Consider the following 21,742-nt stretch of genomic DNA (forward strand, 5'->3'; position numbering starts at 1 on the left):
CGAGAAAATTCAAGTTTATGGCGAAAAGAGATTTTTACGAGATTTTAGGAGTGGATAAATCTGCTTCTCAGGAAGAGATCAAAAAGGCTTACAGAAAAGTGGCTATTAAGTATCACCCGGACAAGAACCCGGATGATGCCGAGGCTGAGGACAAATTTAAGGAAGCCGCAGAAGCCTATGAGATACTAAGTAACCCTGAGAAACGACAAAGATATGATCAGTTCGGACATGCAGGCATGAATGGCGGCGGCTTCGGCGGTGGCATGAACATGGACGACATTTTCTCTCAGTTCGGGGATATCTTTGGAGGAGGAGGCAGTCCGTTTGAAAGCTTCTTTGGTGGCGGTGGTGGCCGCAGAAGGCAAAGAAGGGGGTCAAACCTTCGCATTAAACTTAAACTTACTCTGGAGGAAATTGCCGAAGGCGTTGAGAAGAAGATCAAGGTAAACCGACTGGTTAGGGCCGATGGAGTTACTTTTAAAAATTGCTCTACCTGTCATGGAAGTGGCCAGATACGAAAGGCCGTAAACACTATGCTGGGCCAGATGGTATCTACCAGTACATGTCCGACCTGTAACGGATCAGGACAGATCATAGATCACAGGCCTCCCGGTGTTGATAGTTCAGGGCTGGTACCCAAAGAAGAAGTTATCAGCGTAAAGATACCTGGTGGAGTAAGCGATGGAATACAGCTTTCCATGTCAGGCAAGGGTAACGAAGCTCCGGGCGGAGGCCTGGCAGGTGACCTTCTGATTGTAGTGGAGGAGAAAGAGGATGATCAATTGATCAGAGAAGGTAACAATGTAGTTTATGATCTTTACGTTAGTTTTATCGACGCTGCATTGGGCACGTCGGTAGAAGTACCTACCATCTCAGGTAAAGCACGTATTAAAATAGATCCAGGTACGCAAAGCGGAAAAATACTCAGGCTCAGAGGTAAAGGTATTAAAGACCTTAATGGGTATGGAAAGGGTGATCAGCTCATTCACGTTAATGTGTGGACTCCGAAACATCTTTCTTCTGATGAAAAAGCAAAGCTTGAAAGCATGCGTGATTCTACTAATTTTCACCCCAATCCAGGGAAAAGTGAAAAGAGTATTTTCGGAAAAATGAGAGAGTTTTTTGAATAAAATAAGATGAAATAGAAGGAAAGCGACAAATTTACTGTTTGTCGCTTTTTTTGTTGATAATTTTCTAATGTCTTGTAACTCAACAAAAACAAATACCGTATTTACTCACACTATGCGGAGAAGAATTTTTTTACTGGGTGCAGGGATCATCAGTACTACCCTTTCATTTTCACAAATAAAAAAACAGTTCTCAGTGGAGGACAATAAGGCGGTGGAACGTGTTGACCTTCATTTCAGTGTCAACAGCGGGTCGTGTTTGCTAAAACCCAGCCAAAGCACTGAACTCCTTAACGTATATAGCGATCAGGACTACGATAATTACTCTCACTCTTTTGATAAATCCATCAAAAACAAGACCTGTACGATAAAGCTGGCTCTTGAAGATGATAAATCAGAGGGCTTAAGTCAATCAATCTCCTACCGCATGTTCGGTTCATCTAACGAATCCGCCAAAAAACTATGGAAAGTCTACCTCACCGATAATAAAAATTACAATCTGAATCTCAAGTATGGAATCGGTGAAGCCGATATTGATCTTTCCGGTCTTTCTATAGGAAAGCTAAAAATACATACGGGAAGTGCTGACATTAATATTGGATACTTATCCGGCAAAAATAATCAGGTAGTAATGGACACCTTTTATGTAAAGGTTGACCTTGGCTCCGTAAATGTAAAGAAACTTAACCTCTCCAGATCCAAGCATGTCGTAGCTGATATAGGCTTTGGTAACCTTCTGCTTGATTTCAGCGATAAGCCACAGGTAAGAAGCGAAATAAAAGGAAGTGTTGGCGCCGGTAATCTGATGATAATGCTTCCGGAAGATGAGATCCCCGTAATAGTAACCGTAAATGATTCCTGGCTTTGTAAAGTGAAACTCACCAAATCTTTCAAGAAACTTTCGGACAATACCTTTGTAAATGATGCCTATAAAGAAGACGCTGACAACCTCTTATCATTTAACCTTGATGTAAGCATGGGTAGTATTGTTTTTAAAGAAAAGAAATAAAATCTTTCATCTCCTTTATTTTATTTCTTAGCAGATTATATAACCGCTCCCTATAGTTTGCTATTATTCCCTTCAAATTTGTAATAGATTGGTCATTGGATTCCTGTCCACTATGAATATATTCGTTGTGTAATGCATTGATCCTGAAACAGAAACTAAACCTTAAATATTTTGGAAGCACTTATTGCAAAAAATATTACAAAGCGGTATTCCAATCATACTGCTCTTGATAATGTAAGCCTGAGTATTCCCTCACAGAGCATTTTTGGGCTTTTGGGGCCTAATGGCGCCGGAAAAACCACAATGATCCGAATTATCAATCAGATCATAGATGCCGACGAAGGGGAGATACTCATCGATGGGGAAAAGCTCAACCCTGACCACATCTCGATTATTGGCTATTTGCCTGAAGAAAGAGGCCTGTACAAAAAAATGAAAGTTGGCGAGCAACTTGTATACCTGGGTCAACTCAGAAACCTCTCCAGAAAGGAGTCTATTATGAGGAGTAAAGCCTGGACTAAAAAACTGGGAATTTACGAATGGTGGGACAAGAAGGTAGAGGATCTCTCAAAGGGTATGGCACAAAAGATACAATTTATATCAACAGTGCTACATGAACCCAGACTTATTATACTGGATGAACCGTTTTCAGGCTTTGATCCTGTCAACGCCAATCTGATAAAAGATGAAATTTTTGAGCTTCGGGAAAAGGGTAGCACCATTATATTCTCAACTCACCGGATGGAGTCAGTTGAAGAGCTTTGTGACCATATTGCACTGATAAATAACTCAAAGCTGATTCTCGAAGGCTCTAAAAAAGACATTAAACACTCCTACCGGTCAAACACATATATAGTCGAGCATCAGGGATCACTTAACGGATCACTACCTGACCGGTTTTCAGTATTGGCCAATAATCCATTACATGATAATTTCTATCAGAGTACGGTAAAAATGACTGAGGAAACAAGCCCTAATGAATTACTCAAGAGTCTGCTGACCATAACTGAAGTACATTCGTTTGTTGAGAAAATTCCAAGTATCAGTGAAATATTCATTTCTAAAGTAGGAGGTGCCAAATGAACAAGACATTATTAATAATACAAAGAGAGTTTTTGAGCAGGGTCAAGAAAAAATCTTTTCTGATCGCGACTATTCTGGTTCCCCTGATATTTCCGGCATTAATAGGAGGTATAGGCTATGTAATGAAAAAGGAATCTGAAAATGCCAGCGCTCAGGTGATCCATGTTTTGGATGAGCAGGGCTCATTCGACTTCGAAAACACTGAAAAATACAAGTTTATTAAGGCCTCAGGGGATTTGGAAGCTGCCAAAACTACCCTTTCAGAATCCGATGATTATGGTTTATTATATATCCCCGATTTCAATATTGAAACACCTGAGGGATTGGTGCTTTATACCAAAAGCAACCCCAATTTTTCTACAATAGGAGATATTGAAAATGAGATTGAGGATGTTATCAAAGACAGTAAACTCCAGATTTACAATATCGACAAAGAGGTACTTGCCAAGCTGAAAACCAAAATAGACCTGCGTTCAGTAAACATTAGTGAAGGTGAGGAAAAAGAAAGTGATGCAGGAATATCATTTGGTATAGGGTACTTTACAGGGTTCCTCATCTACATCTTTATGTTTGCCTATGGAGGTCAGGTAATGCAAGGCGTTATAGAAGAAAAAAGCAGTAAGATTGTAGAAGTAATAATTTCTACGGTCAAACCATTCCAGTTGATGCTAGGAAAGATACTTGGAGTAGCTTCCGTAGGCCTCTTTCAGGTACTCATATGGGTTGTACTTATAGCGGTACTTTCCACCATCGTACTTGGGCTTTTAGGTATGGAAATACCCCAGGAAGCTACTATTCAGGGAGCTGATGTGGAAACATCAGAAAAGTTTGTCCGCTTGCTTGCCAATATCCCGTTTACGAAGATTATACTTACCTTTATTTTCTATTTTATCGGGGGTTATCTGCTTTATGGTGCATTGTTTGCTGCAGCCGGCTCTGCAGTTGATTCTCCCTCAGAGGCCCAGCAATTTATGTTTCCGATCATGATCCCCTTGATCGCCGGGATAATTGGTATGGGAAGTATCGTTAACAATCCCGACGGCAACGTTAGTTTCTGGCTGTCCATAATTCCTTTCACCTCTCCTATTGCTATGATGGGCCGCATAGGGTTTGGTGTGCCTGCCTGGGAACTGGCACTGTCCATGGTGTTACTGGTACTTGGATTTGTATTTACCACATGGCTTGCCGGCAGAATTTACCGGGTTGGCATACTTATGCACGGTGTTAAGGTGAATTATAAAACCCTGGCAAAGTGGTTTATGATGAAGAATTAGTAAGACTGCAGGTTCCCGAGGTGTTATAATCCGAAAACCAGCATTCGAAACAACGGCAAAGACGGCAATGTCGTTACCGGATAATGTTTATTATCCGGTTTTTTTATTTTATTTTGATCAACTTTAAGGTCATCTATGGCGAAAACAAGTAAAGCAACAGGTATCGATATCTATTACAATAAATCCAAGATCAAATGGATTGTTTTAGTAGTGTCCGTGTTTATTAGTGTTGCCTCTATTTATTATACCGACAGGCTTGTTGACCAGTTGAAGGAAAGAGAACGTAAGCAGATAGAGCTTTTTGCCAAGGCGCTGGAACATACTGCTAACGAAAGCCTTGATAATAATGTCTACTTTATTACCGATCAGATATTGTTTGAAAACAATTCTATTCCCACTATTCTTATTACTGAAAACGGAGAAATTACCGGACACCGTAACATTGAAATTGATTCCTCTGCCTCTCAGGTTCAAATGAATCAGCAGTTATATGAAGAGCTTGAGGAAATGAGGAACACATACGATCCGATTGAAGTGAGGTTAAAAGATCCCAATACCAATGAGTTATACGAAGTCCAGCATGTCTACTATAAAAACTCATTTCTGCTCACCCAGTTGATATACTATCCGTACATTCAGCTATCGGTAATCTCATTATTTGCATTTATTGTTTATTTAATATTCAACTACTCTAAGGCTGCAGAACAAAATCGTGTTTGGGTAGGGCTGGCCAAAGAAACTGCCCACCAGCTTGGGACACCCATTTCATCATTAATGGCCTGGGTGGAATATTTTAAGGATCAGGCACAGATAGAGGATAAAAATCTGTTTGACGAGCTGGACAAGGACATTAAAAAGTTGCAGGTAATTACGGAGCGGTTTTCCAACATTGGCTCTACTCCGGTGCTTTCCGAGGAAAATGTAGAAGTCTTAATCAAAAATATCATTGATTACCTGAAGCCAAGGATCTCCCCAAAAGTTAACATGACGGTGGACTCTCTAACGCCGCAAATCACGGCAATGATCAACCCTCCGCTTTTCGAATGGGTAATCGAAAACCTCTGCAAGAATGCTGTTGACGCCATGAGCGGATCCGGTTCAATTAATATTTACATTTTGAAAGGTAGCGACCATCGCGTATTCGTAGATATCACGGATACCGGAAAAGGTATTCCGAAATCTAAAATAAGGCAGGTCTTCAGTCCGGGATTTACAACAAAAAAGAGAGGCTGGGGACTGGGTTTAACATTGGCCAAAAGGATCATAGAAATTTACCATCAGGGTAAGATTTTTGTTAAGTCTTCGGAGGAAAATCAGGGCACAACATTCCGAATAATATTACACACCTGAATCAAAAGCCATTAGATCAACTTTTAGACTTAAAAATCATACCTTGGTTTTGCTTTATGGATAATTTACACGTAGTTTTGCGGACTGAAATTATCGAGGCACTAAATCATTTCTATAAAATAACAAAAGATGGCAAATATTGGTAAAATTACCCAGGTAATCGGCCCCGTAGTAGACGTTAGCTTTGATGCTGAGGGTGCTAAATTACCTAATATCCTTGATTCATTAGAGGTAACCAAAGCAAACGGACAAAAGGTGGTATTGGAATGCCAGCAGCACCTTGGAGAAGACAGAGTAAGAACTATCTCCATGGAAAGTACCGAAGGTTTGGTTAGAGGAATGGAAGTTACTGACACCGGAGCCCCTATCAACATGCCTACCGGTGATGATATCAAGGGCCGACTATTCAACGTAATTGGTGAAGCCATTGATGGTATTTCGCAACCTTCCGGAAAAACAAGTCTACCGATACACAGGCCAGCTCCTAAATTTGAAGATCTATCTACTTCAACCGAGGTACTTTACACTGGTATTAAAGTAATTGACCTTATCGAACCTTACTCAAAAGGTGGTAAAATTGGTCTTTTTGGTGGTGCCGGTGTAGGTAAAACCGTACTTATCCAGGAGCTGATCAACAACATTGCAAAAGCATATTCCGGTCTGTCAGTATTTGCCGGTGTGGGTGAAAGAACCCGCGAAGGTAATGACCTTCTTCGTGAGATGATCGAGTCTGGTATTGTTACATATGGCGAGGCTTTCACCAAATCTATGGAAGAAGGTGGATGGGATCTTAGCCTGGTTGATCAGGATAAACTTAAAGAATCAAAAGCAACATTCGTATTCGGTCAGATGAATGAGCCTCCAGGTGCTCGTGCACGCGTGGCTTTGTCTGGTCTTACCCTTGCAGAATACTTCCGTGATGGTGATGGAGAAGGACAAGGAAAAGATATCCTTTTCTTCGTTGATAACATTTTCCGTTTCACACAGGCAGGTTCTGAGGTATCAGCCCTTCTTGGTCGTATGCCTTCTGCCGTGGGTTATCAGCCTACACTGGCTACCGAAATGGGTGCCATGCAGGAAAGGATTACTTCAACTAAAAAGGGATCAATTACATCTGTACAGGCCGTTTACGTACCTGCGGATGACTTGACTGACCCTGCTCCTGCTACTACTTTCGCCCACCTTGATGCTACTACTGTACTTTCAAGAAAGATCTCTGAGCTTGGTATTTACCCTGCAGTGGATCCTTTGGATTCTACTTCAAGAATTTTGAGTGCAGATGTACTTGGTGATGAGCACTATGGTTGTGCGCAAAGAGTAAAAGAGATTCTTCAAAGATATAAAGAGCTTCAGGATATCATCGCCATCCTTGGTATGGACGAACTTTCTGATGAGGATAAAGAAGTTGTACACAGAGCAAGAAGGGTACAAAGATTCCTTTCTCAGCCATTCCACGTTGCCGAACAATTTACAGGTATCCCTGGTGTTCTTGTTGACATCAAAGATACTATCAAAGGCTTCAACATGATTATGGATGGAGAACTTGACCACCTTCCTGAAATGGCATTTAACCTGGTAGGTTCAATAGAAGATGCTATTAAGAAAGGTGAGAAAATGCTTGCTGAAACTAAAAAATAAATTCTGGTAAGTGTGAGGTAAACAGCCTCACACTTTTCTATTAGACCTGCCCCGCAGGTCACTAAACCAAATTTTGTCATATGTTTTTAGAAATAGTTACACCAGCTAAAAAAGTATATGGAGGAGAAGTAAGTGCTGTTACTTTTCCGGGTGTTGACGGCTCATTTCAGGTATTAAATGACCATGCTCCTTTGGTAAGCAGCTTAGGCGAAGGTGTGGTAATTTACCAAAATAAGGATGGGAAACATCAGGTAGAAATATCAGGTGGTGTTGTAGAGGTGCTGAACAATAAAATTGTCTTACTGGCCGACGGATTGGTTGGAGAGTAAGTTTCAGATATAAAATTTTTGAAGGCTGCTTTAAAAGTTAACATGCTTTTAAGCAGCCTTTTTCTTTTACCTCCTTACTTTTAGAAAGTGGATTATGCAGACTGGAAATAAAGCTTGCAACATGAAGTTACCACTGAAATCAGCAACCCTCGCCTATTGCTATTTTATCCTGGTAGTCAACGGCTTTTGCAGACCCACTATTAACAGAGGTGCATATCGGACTCACCTTCGAAATGTCAGATGTTAGTGTCTTCTTAGAAGTTCGGCTTGCTGCAGAACGGCTGACGGCTACCTATGCCTGACTTCCCCTAAACCACTGGCGAAGCCATCCATCGCTCCTCGTATTACTATCCTGAAAATTACTTTGATAATTGGTATACCTTACCTTGTCCGAAATACCGGAAGATGATAAGTGCGACTATTTTACAGGTTGGTGAATCGACAGCCTAGTTACCTCCTAAATATTCTTTGGAACATACGCTTTTCAAACTCCCAGAAAAAATTGAACTGCCCGAAAAGAAAACCGTAAATCAATAAAATAATATTGTAAACGGGCAGGATCAGCAGGTAGTAACATACGGTAAACACCCAGTTCCGGTCTTCCTCGTCAGCAATCAGGGACAAGATAGGCTCTTTTAAAAACAAAACCGTAAAGCCCGTGCAGGCAAAAACAATCAAAATAACAATCGCCTGGACTGTCGTTACCTTCCATCGTTTTTCTAACTTATCTAACCAGCCGGGTTTCTTCATTAGCTATCAAATAGTTTCCAGATCTGGTCATTAGGCACCGGAGCTGTAAAAGTCATCCTTTCCTTTTTAACAGGGTGTTCAAAAGACACAGACCGGGAATGTAAATAAATGTTACCATCTTTGGCAGGCTTGTCTGCGCCATACTTTACATCTCCCATAATAGTACAACCGATTTTTGCCAATTGTACCCGGATCTGATGCGGACGTCCTGTCATAAGCTTGACCTCAAGTAAGTAATATTCAGCAATACGACCAATTAATTTATAATTCAATATAGCCTTCTGTGAGCCACTCACCTGTTTGTTTGAAGCCACGGCCTTGTTAATTTTCGTATTCTTCTTCAACCAATGAACCAGCTCCCCTTGAGTATTAGGCGGGCGGTGTGTCGTTATAGCCCAGTAAGTCTTTTCAATTTCGCGCTCCTTGAAAGCCGTGTTCATTCTTTCGAGTGCCTTGGAAGTACGCGCCATCACTACAGCCCCACTTACCGGACGATCGAGCCGGTGGACGACGCCAAGAAAAACAGCGCCCGGTTTATTATACTCCTTTTTTATATAAGCCTTGCCCTCTTCTGCCAGGGTTACATCACCTGTTTTATCTCCCTGAACGAGCAGTCCTGCCGGTTTATTAACTATCAGCAGGTGATTGTCTTCATATAAAATGTCCTTTTTTGTAAGCATGCAACTGTGGGCTAATTTGTTTAAAACTCTGATGTAAAGTGAAACTCTATGTCAGGGAAATTATCCTGTACCATGGTAAGCCATGCACGCGACTCTGCCATAAAGACAAGTTTACCATCTTTATCCTTAGCTATATGTCTATATTTTGAATCTACAAAGGCATTAAGCTTCTTCTTGTCATTGCTACTTATCCAACAGGCCTTATACAGGTTCATGGGCATGAAATCGCACGAAGCTCCGTACTCATGCTTTAAACGATGCTGGATTACCTCAAACTGAAGTGCACCAACAGTACCTACTACTTTTCTTGAGCCAAGCTGATAAGAGAACAATTGGGCCACACCTTCTTCCATCAACTGGTTGAGGCCTTTCTCCAATTGCTTGGTCTTCATAGCATCTTTGTTTACCACTTCTTTGAATATCTCAGGTGAGAAGCTGGGTATACCTTTATAGATTCCTTTTTCACCCTCAGTAATGGTATCTCCTATTTTTAAGTTACCGGTGTCATACAGGCCAACAATATCTCCTGGCCAGGCTTCATCCACCAGTTCCTTCTCCTGAGCCATAAAAGCTGTGACATTAGAAAAACGGATCTTTTTATCGGAACGCACATGGTAATAATTAGCACCTCTTTCAAACTTTCCGGCGCACACACGTATAAAAGCGATCCTGTTTCTGTGATTAGGATCCATATTTGCATGTATCTTGAAGATAAATCCTGAAAATTTGTTTTCGTCAGGCGCAATAATCCTTTCTTCTGTCTCTCTCGATAATGGGGCCGGAGCCAGCTCAATAAAGCAATCCAAAAGCTCCTTTACTCCAAAATTGTTAACTGCACTTCCAAAAAATACGGGAGCAACATTTCCCGCCAGATATTCATTAACATCAAACTCAGGATACACCCCTTCAATTAGCTCTACATCTTCGCGGAGCTGGTTGGCATAGCTTTCACCCACTTCCTTGTCAATAACCGGGTCATTAATATCCTCAATGGTTTCTCCATCCTTTTCGACTTTGGTTTTGCTAGGTTGGAAAAGGTGCAGGGTTTTATTATACAGGCTATAAACACCTTTGAATGTCTTACCCATACTTATGGGCCAGCTTAAAGGTCTGACTTTAATATTCAGCTTCTCTTCAATTTCATCAAGCAGATCGTATGGATCACGGCCTTCTCTGTCTAGTTTATTAATAAAGCATATCACCGGCGTTTTCCGCATGCGACATACTTCCATTAGCTTCTCGGTCTGAATCTCCACACCTTTAACACAATCTATCACCATGATCACACTATCTACAGCTGTGAGCGTACGGTAGGTGTCCTCAGCAAAATCCTGGTGACCAGGGGTATCCAGCAGGTTTATTTTCTTCCCATTATAATTAAACCCCATGACGGAGGTGGCCACTGATATACCTCTTTGTTTCTCTATCTCCATCCAGTCAGAGCGGGCATGCATTTTTATCTTATTCGATTTTACAGCCCCGGCAGTTTGTATCGCACCGCCAAAAAGCAGGAGCTTTTCTGTCAGTGTAGTTTTTCCTGCATCCGGGTGACTGATGATTCCAAATGTCCTTCTCTTTGCAATTTCTTCTTTCAATGCCATAGGTTAATCTGAAAATAAGGTGCAAATTTACAGTTTTAATTATGAATTAATAAGTTCGAAAAACTTTATGCATACACGTTTTCTATTTATTTTCATCTTACTCCTTAGTTTTAATTATTCGCATTCTCAAAAAAACACAAACATGACTGGCGGCCGGGTATTATAGAATTAAGGGATGGAACAGCCACTGAAAATGAAATAGCTTTTGATCCTTTCTTTAACGAAAATATTTTGTTGATTAGAAATAACAATCAAATTATTACTCTCACTCCTTTAAATGTGGCCTCTTTTTCCTTTTATGACAAAAAATTAAAAACGACAAGAAAATTTTATTCTTTGCATATTGCTTCATCAGAAGGAGGGTATGCCCGTAAGCAATTTATAGAAGTGCAATATGAAAGTCCTTATATAGCTTTATTATCCAGGGAATTCAAAGAAATAGATGACATTTTTTCTACTTCTCACAATAAAATTCAGAGCAACACATTACCTGTTCAGGAACGATACCTTTTATCACCAAAGAGTAATAAGGCTACTCTAATTAATCGCTTATATCGCGGAGTTATCTCCAACAGGGGCATACGTACTAAAAAAGAAGTGTACTCTTTTTTCGGAAACTTAAAGGAGCCCATGAAAAAGTATATCAAGCAGCAAGGGTTGAGCTTTATAAAAGTAGAAGACCTCATAAAAATACTTAAACATTTTACTTACTTAAAAGAAAAGGAGTAAATGTGCGAATCATTTTTCCAATTCACCAAATTGCCTTTCCTGCCAATCTGTCACATTAATCCATTTGGCATAACCATTGATAAACTATTGATAACGAAGAAAATCTTTTGAAACTGAATATTAATAAATAAGAATTTATCATGGGAAAAATTATTGGAATTGACTTAGGAACAACCAACTCTTGTGTTGCCGTGATGGAGGGGAATGAGCCTGTGGTAATCCCAAATAGCGAAGGTAGACGAACAACGCCTTCGATTGTCGCTTTTCTCGAAGATGGAAAAGGCGAGCGAAAGGTGGGAGATCCTGCGAAAAGGCAAGCTATAACCAATCCTCACAATACTATCAGCTCCGTAAAGAGGTTTATGGGTAAAAAGTACAGTGAGGTAAGTGAGGAGCGTAAGACCGTTTCGTATACTCTTGAAAAAGGTAACAATGATACCGTAAGGGTTAAAATCGGAGACAGACATTATACACCTCAGGAGATATCAGCTATGATCCTTCAGAAAATGAAGTCTACGGCTGAGGACTATCTGGGCACTGAAATTAAGGAAGCGGTAATTACCGTACCGGCTTATTTCAACGATGCAGAGCGTCATGCTACTAAAGAAGCTGGTCAGATTGCCGGGCTTGAAGTAAAAAGGATCATTAACGAGCCTACAGCTGCGGCTTTGGCTTATGGTCTTGATAAAAAAGATAAGGATATGAAAATCGCAGTGTATGACCTTGGTGGTGGTACATTTGATATCTCAATCCTTGAGCTTGGAGACGGAGTATTTGAAGTAAAATCTACCAACGGTGATGTTCACCTGGGAGGTGATGATTTTGACCAGGTAATTATCAACTGGCTTGCAGATGAATTTAAGAATGATGAGAACGTAGATCTTAGAAAAGATCCTATGGCTCTTCAAAGGTTGAAAGAAGCTGCTGAGAAAGCTAAAATAGAGCTATCAAGCTCTACTGAAACTGAAATCAACTTACCATACATCATGCCTGTAGATGGCGTGCCTAAACACTTGGTAAGAAAACTTACAAGAGCAAAATTTGAGCAACTTTCTGATGACCTGGTTAGAAGGTCGATGGATCCTTGCAAGACTGCTCTTAAAGATGCCGGACTTAGTGCTTCTGACATCGATGAAGTGATCCTGGTGGGAGGTTCTACAAGAATCCCTAAGATTCAGGAAGAAGTTGAAAAATTCTTCGGAAGAAAACCTTCAAAAGGTGTAAACCCTGACGAAGTAGTGGCTATAGGTGCTGCAATCCAGGGCGGTGTACTTACAGGAGAAGTTAAAGATGTACTTCTACTTGACGTTACTCCACTTTCTTTGGGTATTGAAACTATGGGTGGTGTCTTCACAAAATTAATTGAGTCCAACACTACAATTCCTTCAAAGAAATCTGAAGTGTTCTCAACTGCTGCTGATAACCAGCCTTCCGTGGAGATCCACGTATTGCAAGGTGAGCGATCAATGGCCAAAGATAACAGAACGATCGGAAGGTTCCACCTTGATGGAATTCCACCTGCTCCAAGAGGAGTACCTCAAATTGAAGTAACATTCGATATTGATGCCAACGGTATCATGAACGTTTCTGCCAAGGATAAAGGTACAGGGAAAGAGCAAAAGATCAGAATCGAGGCTTCTTCAGGTTTAACTGATGAAGAAATCGAAAAAATGAAGCAGGAAGCTCAGGCTAATGCTGAAGCTGATAAAAATGCGAAAGAGAAGATTGACAAGATCAACTCTGCCGATTCACTTATCTTCCAGACTGAAAAGCAGTTGAAAGAGTATGGTGAAAAACTTTCTGAGGGTAACAAGACCAAGATCAACGAGGCCCTTGAGGAGTTGAAGAAAGCACATCAGTCTCAGGATGTAGCTGCCATAGACAAAGCTATGGAAAGCCTTAACAAAGCCTGGGAAGGGGCAGCTCAGGAAATGTACGCTGCCTCTGGTGCTGACCAGGCTGGTGGTGCTGCAGGAGCTGAAGCTGGAGGTCAGGCCGAAGCCGGATCAGACAGTGATGTATCTGATGTAGAATTTGAAGAAGTAGATGACAATAATAAAAAGTAATCTGCTCATTTAATTAAGGTGAAGAGGCTGCCGGTTCGGCAGCCTCTTTTTTGTTTCAAGGTACCGGGTTTCCCAAATTCCGGTACTCAACGATGCATACCGCATTTCACCTGCCAATAACCGGCTTCATGGTTTGTCTCATACATATTCCTCATATACACTCGTTCTCTGAGGGTAATTAATTTTTGAATACAACATTTACAACTAATCAGAAGCTATGAAAGTATTAAATGCGTGGGCTGCAGTGTTATTATCATTATTGATATTCACTGCGTGTAATGAAGACGACGAGGAGCCGGTAAATACCCGGGAAGCAGAAGGGACAGGGAAAGCAAGCATTTACCTGACTGATGCTCCTGTTGATAATCAGGAGATATCTGCAGTCTTTATATCTATAACAGGTGTGGAAGCCAAAGGTCCGGAAGGATGGATCAACTTAAGTAACTTTGATGAGCCTGTTTCCATTGATCTTTTGAGTTATCAAAACGGTGAATCGTTTTTACTAACCGAAGAACAAATTGCCGCCGGTACCTATACCGAGGTGCGCCTCAACCTGAACATTCAGGAAAACGGAGGAACCACAGATGCTCAGGGATCATATATCCAATTTAAAGACGGAAGCAAAAAAGTGCTCTATACTCCAGGTGGTGAACAGACCGGATACAAAGCCATTGGAGGTTTTACAGTACCTGAAAACGGAAGTGCTTCAATTACTCTGGATTTTGATGTTCGCAAGGCGCTGGTTGCCGCAGGCAAAGAAGATAAATACTTGCTGAAACCTGCGATACGATTAGTCGCCAATGGGGATGCCGGTACTATTGAAGGAAAATTATCCGGAACGGAAGCTTTCAACCGTGTTGTGGCTTTTGTATATCAGAATGGCGCATTTAGCGAAAGTGAAATGGACGCACCAACACAGGGCAATGTAAGGTTTGCCAATGCCATTTCCAGCAGTATGGTGGATCAGAACCAGGAATTCACCCTGGCCTACCTCAATACAGGAACTTACGATGTATATTTTGCCATGTTTGATGAACAGGGAGAGTTTTTAAACCTTTTGGGCAGCTATAGCAATGTTAAAGTAGGGGCACAGACTAAAGCTAACATTTCAATCAAACTGAACGAACTTCTTTAAACTGCCAATTGGCCATTAATCAATTTTAGAAGCTACCTTTTACAGGTAGCTTTTTTATTGTATGTATTGTTCGTACCAACTAATAGCGCATAGCCGGAAAACCCATTTTGGAGGATCAAGGGATCAAGCTGAATGTTTTCTGGTGAGGCCCTAAATTTTCACCTGTTTGCAGACTGACAGTTGTTAATGGCAATCGGCAAAAGCGGTAGGCAAACTTGCATAATATAAACAATATGCTCGGTTTACTGATTTTCAATGGAAAGTCGCACATTACTTGCTTTACTTTCCAATTCATTTACTCCACAGGTTTAAAGCCTGGTGCTGATTAAGATGATATTTTAAGCTAAAAATCTATTATTCAGACACTTACATTTCATCGATTTATACATCCATTTATCTGTAGCAGAACAACATTCGTAGGTTTAGGGAAATCAACTTACTTGTTTAAACGTTTAATTTGATACAAACCCAACAAACTAAAACTATGAAAATGCTTAGAATGTTAAGTGTGGTATTTTTATCTGCATTGGTATTTACTGCCTGCAACGATGATGATAGTACCACCAATGGAAAAGGAAAGGCAAGTATCTATATCACAGATGCTCCTATTGACGACGCCAACGTATCGGCAGTAGTAATATCAGTGAACAGAGTGGAAGCCAACGGCCCGGAAGGATGGGAAACCATTGAAGAGTTTGAAGAACCAGTTTCAATAGACCTGCTCAGCTATCAAAACGGTGAGGCTTTCCTACTAACAGAAAACGAGATGGATGCCGGAACGTACAGCGAAGTACGACTTATATTAAATATTAAAAAGAAAGTGGACGATCAGCTTCAAAACGAAGGTTCATACATCGAATATATTGACGGAAGCAAAGAGCCACTTTTTGTACCAAGTGGCGCTCAGTCAGGTTATAAAGCTAAAGGAGAGTTTACTATTCCCGAAGGTGGTGTAGTAGGTATTACACTGGATTTTGACGTACGTAAGGCTGTGGTAAAGGCAGGTAACAGTGGTAATTTCATATTAAAACCCACTATTAGACTGGTTGCCAATCAGGATGCTGCGATGATCAACGGGCACTTTAACATAGACAGCCTGGATAGTGCCGGGTATGATAAAGTTATAGCCTTTGCTTATGAAAATGACACTTTCGTAGAGTCTGAAATGGACGAGCCGGAAGAAGGTGAAGTGAGGTTTGCCAATGCTGTAACCAGTAGTGTAGTGGTTGATGGTGATTTCACACTGGCCTTTATAAATTCGGGTACCTATGACCTCTATTTTGCCGCTTATGATGAAAATGGTGAATTTGTTGAATTGATCGGGTTTTATGAAGATGTGACCCTTGAAGCCGGCGCTAAATTGGAGCTCGATCTGGGGCTTGATTTATTAAATTAGCAGTAAGAAGTCTGTTTTTTGAAAAAACAATAAAAAAGCCCCGTTTGGGGCTTTTTTATTGAATATCAGTTTTAAATTTACCGGCTAATTTTAAAATCTATAAATAATGTTTATCTACAAATTTGGAGGAACTTCAGTAGGCATGCCAGAGCGCATGCACAAAGTGTCTGGCCTTATCACGGCTGATAAGGAATCGAAAATCGTTGTATTATCCGCGGTTTCCGGCACTACCAATTCACTGGTAGAGATCGGAGAATTGTTATTATCGCGAAAGCAGGATGAGGCCAAATCTAAGGTAGCAAGCTTAAAGAAACATTATAAGGATTTTATCGAAGGTCTGTTTAGCACAGTTGAAGGCAAACAAAAAGGTGTAGAGATCATCGAAAAATACTTTGCCGAAATAAATGCGTTAGCGCTTATCCCTGATTTCAACCAGGGAAACAATAAGACTATACTAGCTTATGGCGAAATATTATCCACCAACCTGTTTCATCAATACCTGCTGGAGTCTGGTATTTCGAATATACTCTTGCCAGCACTGGATTTCATGACCATTGATCAGGACGGTGAACCTGAAATTGAAGAGATATCGAAAAAGCTAAAGAAGATATTATCCGATAGCCCAGGTGAACTTTATATCACTCAGGGCTTTATTTGCAGAAACCATGAAGGTAAGACAGATAACCTACAGCGTGGAGGAAGTGACTATACAGCTTCGATTATAGGCGCCGCTATTCATGCCGATGAAGTACAGATCTGGACCGATATTGATGGCATGCACAACAATGATCCGCGAATAGTAGAAAATACTTTTCCCATTCGTGAGCTGACATTTGATGAGGCAGCTGAGTTGGCATACTTCGGAGCGAAAATATTGCATCCTTCCTCAATATTACCTGCCCAAAAGTACGGTATTCCCGTAAGGTTAAAGAGCACTATAGACCACGAAGCACCTGGTACTGTCATCAGCAATATCAGTGGGGATGTTGATGTAAAAGCCATAGCCGCAAAAGGAGGTATAACTGCTATTAAAATAAAATCGACCAGAATGCTACTGGCTCATGGTTTCCTGAGAAGGATATTTGAAATTTTTGAGAAGTACAAAACTTCAATTGACATGATCACGACTTCAGAGGTTGCGGTATCAGTTACTATTGATCAGCCAAGATTCCTTGATCAGATTGTTGAGGAGTTAAATCATTTTGGTGTAGTAGAGATAGACCAAAACCAAACCATTATCTGCATAGTGGGTAGTATGGTATCCGCAAAAAAAGGAGTTTTAAAAAGAATATTCACTTCTGTTTCGGATATTCCCGTAAGAATGGTTTCTTATGGAGGAAGTAAAAATAATATATCTATGCTTATAGATTCAGGGTATACTTCTGAAATATTAAAGGCATTAAACAAGGGGCTTTTTGAATAGCAATATCTCGCAGGCTGCCTCAGGTGGTTATGAAAACCGCCTGGGCAGCTTTAACAATTGATAAAAATTTGCAACTTTGAAATCTACTGGTTATAACATGTATTTAAGTGAGTGATTCAATTTGCCGTGAAAGCAACTATCAAAATATTTACCGTTCTAATGCTAATAAGTTAAGAAACTTCCTTTATTATCGTTGCGGTGATATAGATAAGGCTGAAGATCTTATGCACGAAGCTTTTATAAAGCTTTGGGAGAACTGTAAAAAGGTAGTTTTGGAGAAGGCCAAGGCCTTTCTGTTTACAATTGCCAATCGCATGTTCTTAAATGAAGTTGAACACAATAAGGTAGTATTATCCTTTGCCAAGGACTATAAGCACAAGGAAAACCACCAAAACCCCGAGTATATTTTGGAGGAAAAGGAATTTAAGCAATTACTTGAAAAGGCCATATCTGATCTGCCGGCATCTCAGCGAGAGGTATTTCTCATGAGTCGTGTTGACAAAATGTCTTTCCAGGAAATAGCTGATATACAAGGGGTAAGCCTTAGTGCAGTACATAAAAAGATGTACAAAGCCATGGATAAGCTTAAGGAGCAGGTTGACATATTAAAAAACAGAAAAATTTAAAAATAATATCATGAGGGGGTGGTATAATATCGTTTATACCTGTTTTATAAGTGTATGAGCAATTCCGGATACGATAAAGAAAAATTACTCCGCTTAATTAATAATGAATTAGGCGATGATGAGCTGCATAAGCTTAGTGCTGACCCGGATTTCCAAAAGTACAAGGCTATACTTAATGAAGTAGACAGCTGGAAGCTGCCAGAGTTAGATATTGCAGCAAGCTATGACAGGTTAAAGAATAAAAAGACCAAAACCCCTGCAAAAACTATTAACTGGTATCAGACCAATGTATTTAGAATGGCTGCCGTACTCCTGCTACTGGCAACCGCGTTAACTTATTTTATTGTTTCCGGCAATTCTGTTGTTACTTATGAAACCGGGGTTGCAGAGATGGAAGAAATCACTTTACCTGACGGATCGGTTATACATCTGGGTGCCTCATCACAACTGTCATATAATAAAGATACCTGGGAAGAGACGAGAGAAATACACCTTAAAGGAACCAGCCATTTTGATGTAATGCATAAAGACGGCGCCCCATTTAAGGTCCACTTCAAGTTGGGAACTGCAGAGGTATTGGGAACTGCCTTTGAGGTCAAAAGTTTTGAAGATTTTGCATCAGTGATGTGCTACGATGGTAAGGTTAAAGTTAATGCAAGCGATAGCACAATAACCCTTATCCGAGGACGAGGAGCAAGAGTAAGAGGACGAGGATTAAGAGGTTTCGAATTTCAAAACCATAATTGGTCACAAACTATAACAAGGTTTGATAGCGCCCCACTATCTGCCGTTTTCACTACAATGGAGGCACAGTTTGACATCCGGATCAAAGCTGATGAAATAGATATAACAAGGACATTTACAGGCAGTTATTCATTACAAGATGTTGATCTTGCGTTGAAAGCTGTATGTAATCCGATGAACATTAGCTATGAGAAAAATGGAAATACTGTTACTTTGCAGTAATTTTCAATTTCTATGGCTAAAAAATATGTACTACTCTTTTTCCTATTTTCAGTAGCTCTGAAAGCAATCTGCCAACACAGCAGTGTATCCCTAAAAACCGCTATTGGTCAACTGGAGAAAAAGCATAGCGTAACATTTTCCTATGCCGATGACCTGGCAGAAAGGCTTCAGGTTTCCTTTGAAGCAGATGCATCTCTTAAAGAGCAGTTGGCAGACATTTCAAATCAAACCGGACTGGCTTTCAGCGAAGCCGGCAAAGGCGCCTATCTGATAACCCTAGCCTCCCATCACTTTTGTGCCCAAATAGTGAACAGCGGAACTGCTATGCCTATGGAGGGTGCGCAGATCATATTGAACAATAACCTGACCAACATTATATCCGATGAAAATGGTTATGCAAAATTTGACGGAAAGCTAACTTTTCAGGACACAGTCAGTATTCAATACTTTGGTTTTGACACTAAGAAAATAACCGCCGGAAGCTTGCTAGGTGATAAATGCCCAAGGGTAGAGCTGACCTTTGGAGAAACCACACTCCGGGAAATAGTAATTACCAGCTATATCACTTCCGGGATTGACTTTTCCAATGAAGACCACAGCTTTATTATTAATACTAATGACCTTTCTTTGCTTCCCGGCGAAACAGACGGTGATATATTACTGGCTATTAAAACCCTGCCAGGGATATCTTCCCCGAATGGAAAAGCGGGCAATCTGCATACACGGGGAAGCACTACGGATCAGACACTGGTGCTTTTTGACAATATTCCTATCTACCATAAAGGTCACTACTTTGGTACTATCTCTCCTTACAACCCAATTGCCGTCGACCAGGTAGAGGTATACAGAAGCGGTTATGGCCCGGATCTTGGTGGCAGGGTTGGAGGGGCTATAAAGTTGGAAAGCCGCAAATCCGTACCAGACTCTGCGCGATTTGGTGTGGGCATCAACACTTACTATGGCTCTGCCTTTTTTGAAGTACCCGTGAGCAAAAAACTTGGAGTTTCCGGATCAGTCAGGTCTACCTATAATGGAGAATGGCAATCACCTAAACTTGAAGCACTTAATGAGCTTGCCTTACAAAATTCCATTATGAACCGTGCGGAAGAAAATATAGACATGGAAGTACTTAACAGCAGTTTCACTTTTTATGATCTGAATTTCAGTTCTAACTATAAGTTGAAAGAAGGTAATATATCCATGAGTTTTCTGGCTATTGACAATTTACAGGAGGGAAGTGTATTAAACAAAACGCGTAACTCAGTACAAGGTCTTGATAACTCATTAAAAAATAATGGGGTAAACACCGATTGGTCACAGTATTGGAGCCCAAAGTTTAATACCACCGTATCCGCCACATACTCAGACTATGAGGTGAGATTACTAATAACGCAAAACCCGGCAAACAACCCTGCATATATTCCAAACTTATTTGAGCAGCGTATAAAGGATTTTTATGTAAATGCAGAAGGAAATATACTGCTGAATCAGGAAAGAAACAGCAACCTTAACCTGGGTTATCAGGTGAACCGGCATGCTATCGATGGTTTTGTTTACTCCAACAGGCCCAACCGTCCTGAAGTATCCATCGATACACATAATGAAGCCTACCTGCACTCATTCTTTATCAATCATCAAACTACTCTTTTTAGGAAACTAACTGTAAATAGTGGTATTAGAAATAACTACTACACTCCACTGGAATACTTCAGGGTGGAGCCAAGATTGTTTTTAAACTGGAAATTGAAAAACAACTTTTCTGTTAAATCAAGTTATGGTCTGTATAGCCAATACATTACCCAATATGTCTATTTCGACTTTGAAGACAGCAAAATTGAAAATTTAACATGGGAATTGGCCTCCAATGAGAGACCCGTAATTAAAAGTACGCAATGGATGCTTGGCTCTATCTGGAGGCCGGGAAATTTCGTGCTGGATTTCGAGTTCTATCATAAGAATATATTTGATTTATCTACTCTCAAATCAGACAAGAGACCCACGGATCCTGACCGATCTGCCATAGGAGATCTTGAAGTTTATGGCGTGGATGTGCTATTAAAGAAAAAGTGGAATAAGTTAGATACGTGGATCAGCTACAGTTATGCTTACACTGATATGTACTTTCAGGATCTGAACCTTCTTTCTTTTGAAACTTATTATGACCAACCGCATACGCTAAATATAAATGCCACACTGCCATACAAAAACTGGAGCTTCTCCATAGGCTGGCAATATCAATCAGGTGTTCCTTTTTATACCAACAATACTTTTTTCCCTGTTCCGGGAGAAGGTGGTAATCAGCAGCCTGACCAACCGGTAACTGCTCAAAAAAATGAAGGAAGATTTCCTGTTCAACACCAACTAGACCTCGCGGTTGTATATAAATTTCCTAAGAGGGTCAAATCGTGGAATGGCTCAATTGGCCTTTCGCTGCTTAATGCTTACGACAGGGAAAATTTTGTTGCAGAAAATTACCTTACTTTCGGCCCAAATACTTCTCTGGAGCAGCAATACGCCATTGGGTTTGCCCCTAACATTATGCTAAATATTCGGTGGTGAT

At 40.6% G+C, this 21,742-nt stretch carries 18 protein-coding genes; 15 read left to right on the top strand and 3 right to left on the bottom strand.

The genetic code is table 11. The features are described 5' to 3' along the window. Positions 1 to 17: 17 nt before the first annotated feature. The 7 genes from dnaJ to atpC all read left to right on the top strand — a co-directional run bounded on the left by dnaJ (position 18) and on the right by atpC (position 7,810). The gene (dnaJ, locus tag LVD17_RS06315) at positions 18 to 1,130 is read left to right on the top strand and encodes a molecular chaperone DnaJ (RefSeq protein ID WP_233765494.1); all 1,113 of its coding nucleotides are present in this window, start codon (positions 18 to 20) and stop codon (positions 1,128 to 1,130) included. Between the two features lie 112 nt (positions 1,131 to 1,242). Continuing rightward, complete coding sequence (locus LVD17_RS06320; RefSeq protein ID WP_233765495.1) at positions 1,243 to 2,136, top strand: toast rack family protein; 894 nt, start codon at positions 1,243 to 1,245, stop codon at positions 2,134 to 2,136. 171 nt (positions 2,137 to 2,307) lie between these two features. Next, positions 2,308 to 3,219, top strand: coding sequence for an ABC transporter ATP-binding protein (locus LVD17_RS06325; protein ID WP_233765496.1), 912 nt, complete (start codon positions 2,308 to 2,310; stop codon positions 3,217 to 3,219). Next, positions 3,216 to 4,493 (top strand): ABC transporter permease, encoded by a 1,278-nt coding sequence (locus LVD17_RS06330; RefSeq protein WP_233765497.1) that lies wholly within the window; start codon positions 3,216 to 3,218, stop codon positions 4,491 to 4,493. The genes LVD17_RS06325 and LVD17_RS06330 overlap by 4 nt, the downstream gene beginning before the upstream one ends. A gap of 135 nt (positions 4,494 to 4,628) precedes the next feature. Next, positions 4,629 to 5,843, top strand: coding sequence for a sensor histidine kinase (locus LVD17_RS06335; protein WP_233765498.1), 1,215 nt, complete (start codon positions 4,629 to 4,631; stop codon positions 5,841 to 5,843). A 129-nt stretch (positions 5,844 to 5,972) separates the two neighbouring features. Further along, the gene (atpD, locus tag LVD17_RS06340; RefSeq protein ID WP_233765499.1) at positions 5,973 to 7,481 is read left to right on the top strand and encodes a F0F1 ATP synthase subunit beta; all 1,509 of its coding nucleotides are present in this window, start codon (positions 5,973 to 5,975) and stop codon (positions 7,479 to 7,481) included. Between the two features lie 80 nt (positions 7,482 to 7,561). Beyond that, positions 7,562 to 7,810, top strand: coding sequence for an ATP synthase F1 subunit epsilon (atpC, locus tag LVD17_RS06345; protein ID WP_233765500.1), 249 nt, complete (start codon positions 7,562 to 7,564; stop codon positions 7,808 to 7,810). A 450-nt stretch (positions 7,811 to 8,260) separates the two neighbouring features. On the opposite strand, the gene LVD17_RS06350 is transcribed toward atpC, so the two are convergent. Genes LVD17_RS06350 through LVD17_RS06360 form a run of 3 tightly spaced genes read right to left on the bottom strand, consistent with a single transcriptional unit; the run spans position 8,261 to position 10,841 of the window. After that, positions 8,261 to 8,560, bottom strand: a complete 300-nt coding sequence (locus tag LVD17_RS06350) for a DUF6787 family protein (RefSeq protein WP_233765501.1) — start codon at positions 8,558 to 8,560, stop codon at positions 8,261 to 8,263. Next, positions 8,560 to 9,240, bottom strand: a complete 681-nt coding sequence (locus LVD17_RS06355) for an RluA family pseudouridine synthase (RefSeq protein ID WP_233765502.1) — start codon at positions 9,238 to 9,240, stop codon at positions 8,560 to 8,562. The genes LVD17_RS06350 and LVD17_RS06355 overlap by 1 nt, the downstream gene beginning before the upstream one ends. Before the next feature lie 20 nt (positions 9,241 to 9,260). Beyond that, positions 9,261 to 10,841: a peptide chain release factor 3 gene (locus tag LVD17_RS06360; protein ID WP_233765503.1), complete on the bottom strand. Its 1,581-nt coding sequence runs from the start codon at positions 10,839 to 10,841 to the stop codon at positions 9,261 to 9,263. 231 nt (positions 10,842 to 11,072) lie between these two features. On the opposite strand from LVD17_RS06360, the gene LVD17_RS06365 reads away from it, so the two are divergent. The 8 genes from LVD17_RS06365 to LVD17_RS06400 all read left to right on the top strand — a co-directional run bounded on the left by LVD17_RS06365 (position 11,073) and on the right by LVD17_RS06400 (position 21,741). Further along, complete coding sequence (locus LVD17_RS06365) at positions 11,073 to 11,570, top strand: hypothetical protein (protein WP_233765516.1); 498 nt, start codon at positions 11,073 to 11,075, stop codon at positions 11,568 to 11,570. A 140-nt stretch (positions 11,571 to 11,710) separates the two neighbouring features. Beyond that, complete coding sequence (gene dnaK, locus LVD17_RS06370) at positions 11,711 to 13,636, top strand: molecular chaperone DnaK (protein WP_233765517.1); 1,926 nt, start codon at positions 11,711 to 11,713, stop codon at positions 13,634 to 13,636. 217 nt (positions 13,637 to 13,853) lie between these two features. Continuing rightward, on the top strand, positions 13,854 to 14,771 hold the full coding sequence (locus tag LVD17_RS06375; RefSeq protein WP_233765518.1) for a DUF4382 domain-containing protein: 918 nt from the start codon (positions 13,854 to 13,856) through the stop codon (positions 14,769 to 14,771). 484 nt (positions 14,772 to 15,255) lie between these two features. After that, positions 15,256 to 16,167, top strand: a complete 912-nt coding sequence (locus tag LVD17_RS06380; RefSeq protein ID WP_233765520.1) for a DUF4382 domain-containing protein — start codon at positions 15,256 to 15,258, stop codon at positions 16,165 to 16,167. Between the two features lie 106 nt (positions 16,168 to 16,273). Beyond that, on the top strand, positions 16,274 to 17,590 hold the full coding sequence (locus LVD17_RS06385) for an aspartate kinase (RefSeq protein ID WP_233765521.1): 1,317 nt from the start codon (positions 16,274 to 16,276) through the stop codon (positions 17,588 to 17,590). Positions 17,591 to 17,697: 107 nt separating this feature from the next. After that, positions 17,698 to 18,216: an RNA polymerase sigma factor gene (locus LVD17_RS06390; protein ID WP_233765523.1), complete on the top strand. Its 519-nt coding sequence runs from the start codon at positions 17,698 to 17,700 to the stop codon at positions 18,214 to 18,216. A gap of 54 nt (positions 18,217 to 18,270) precedes the next feature. Then, entirely contained in the window at positions 18,271 to 19,182 is a 912-nt protein-coding gene (locus LVD17_RS06395) for a FecR family protein (protein WP_233765524.1), read from the top strand. Between the two features lie 12 nt (positions 19,183 to 19,194). Further along, on the top strand, positions 19,195 to 21,741 hold the full coding sequence (locus tag LVD17_RS06400; protein WP_233765525.1) for a TonB-dependent receptor plug domain-containing protein: 2,547 nt from the start codon (positions 19,195 to 19,197) through the stop codon (positions 21,739 to 21,741). Position 21,742: the final 1 nt, after the last annotated feature.

This window comes from Fulvivirga ulvae (assembly GCF_021389975.1).
Taxonomy (GTDB): domain Bacteria; phylum Bacteroidota; class Bacteroidia; order Cytophagales; family Cyclobacteriaceae; genus Fulvivirga; species Fulvivirga ulvae.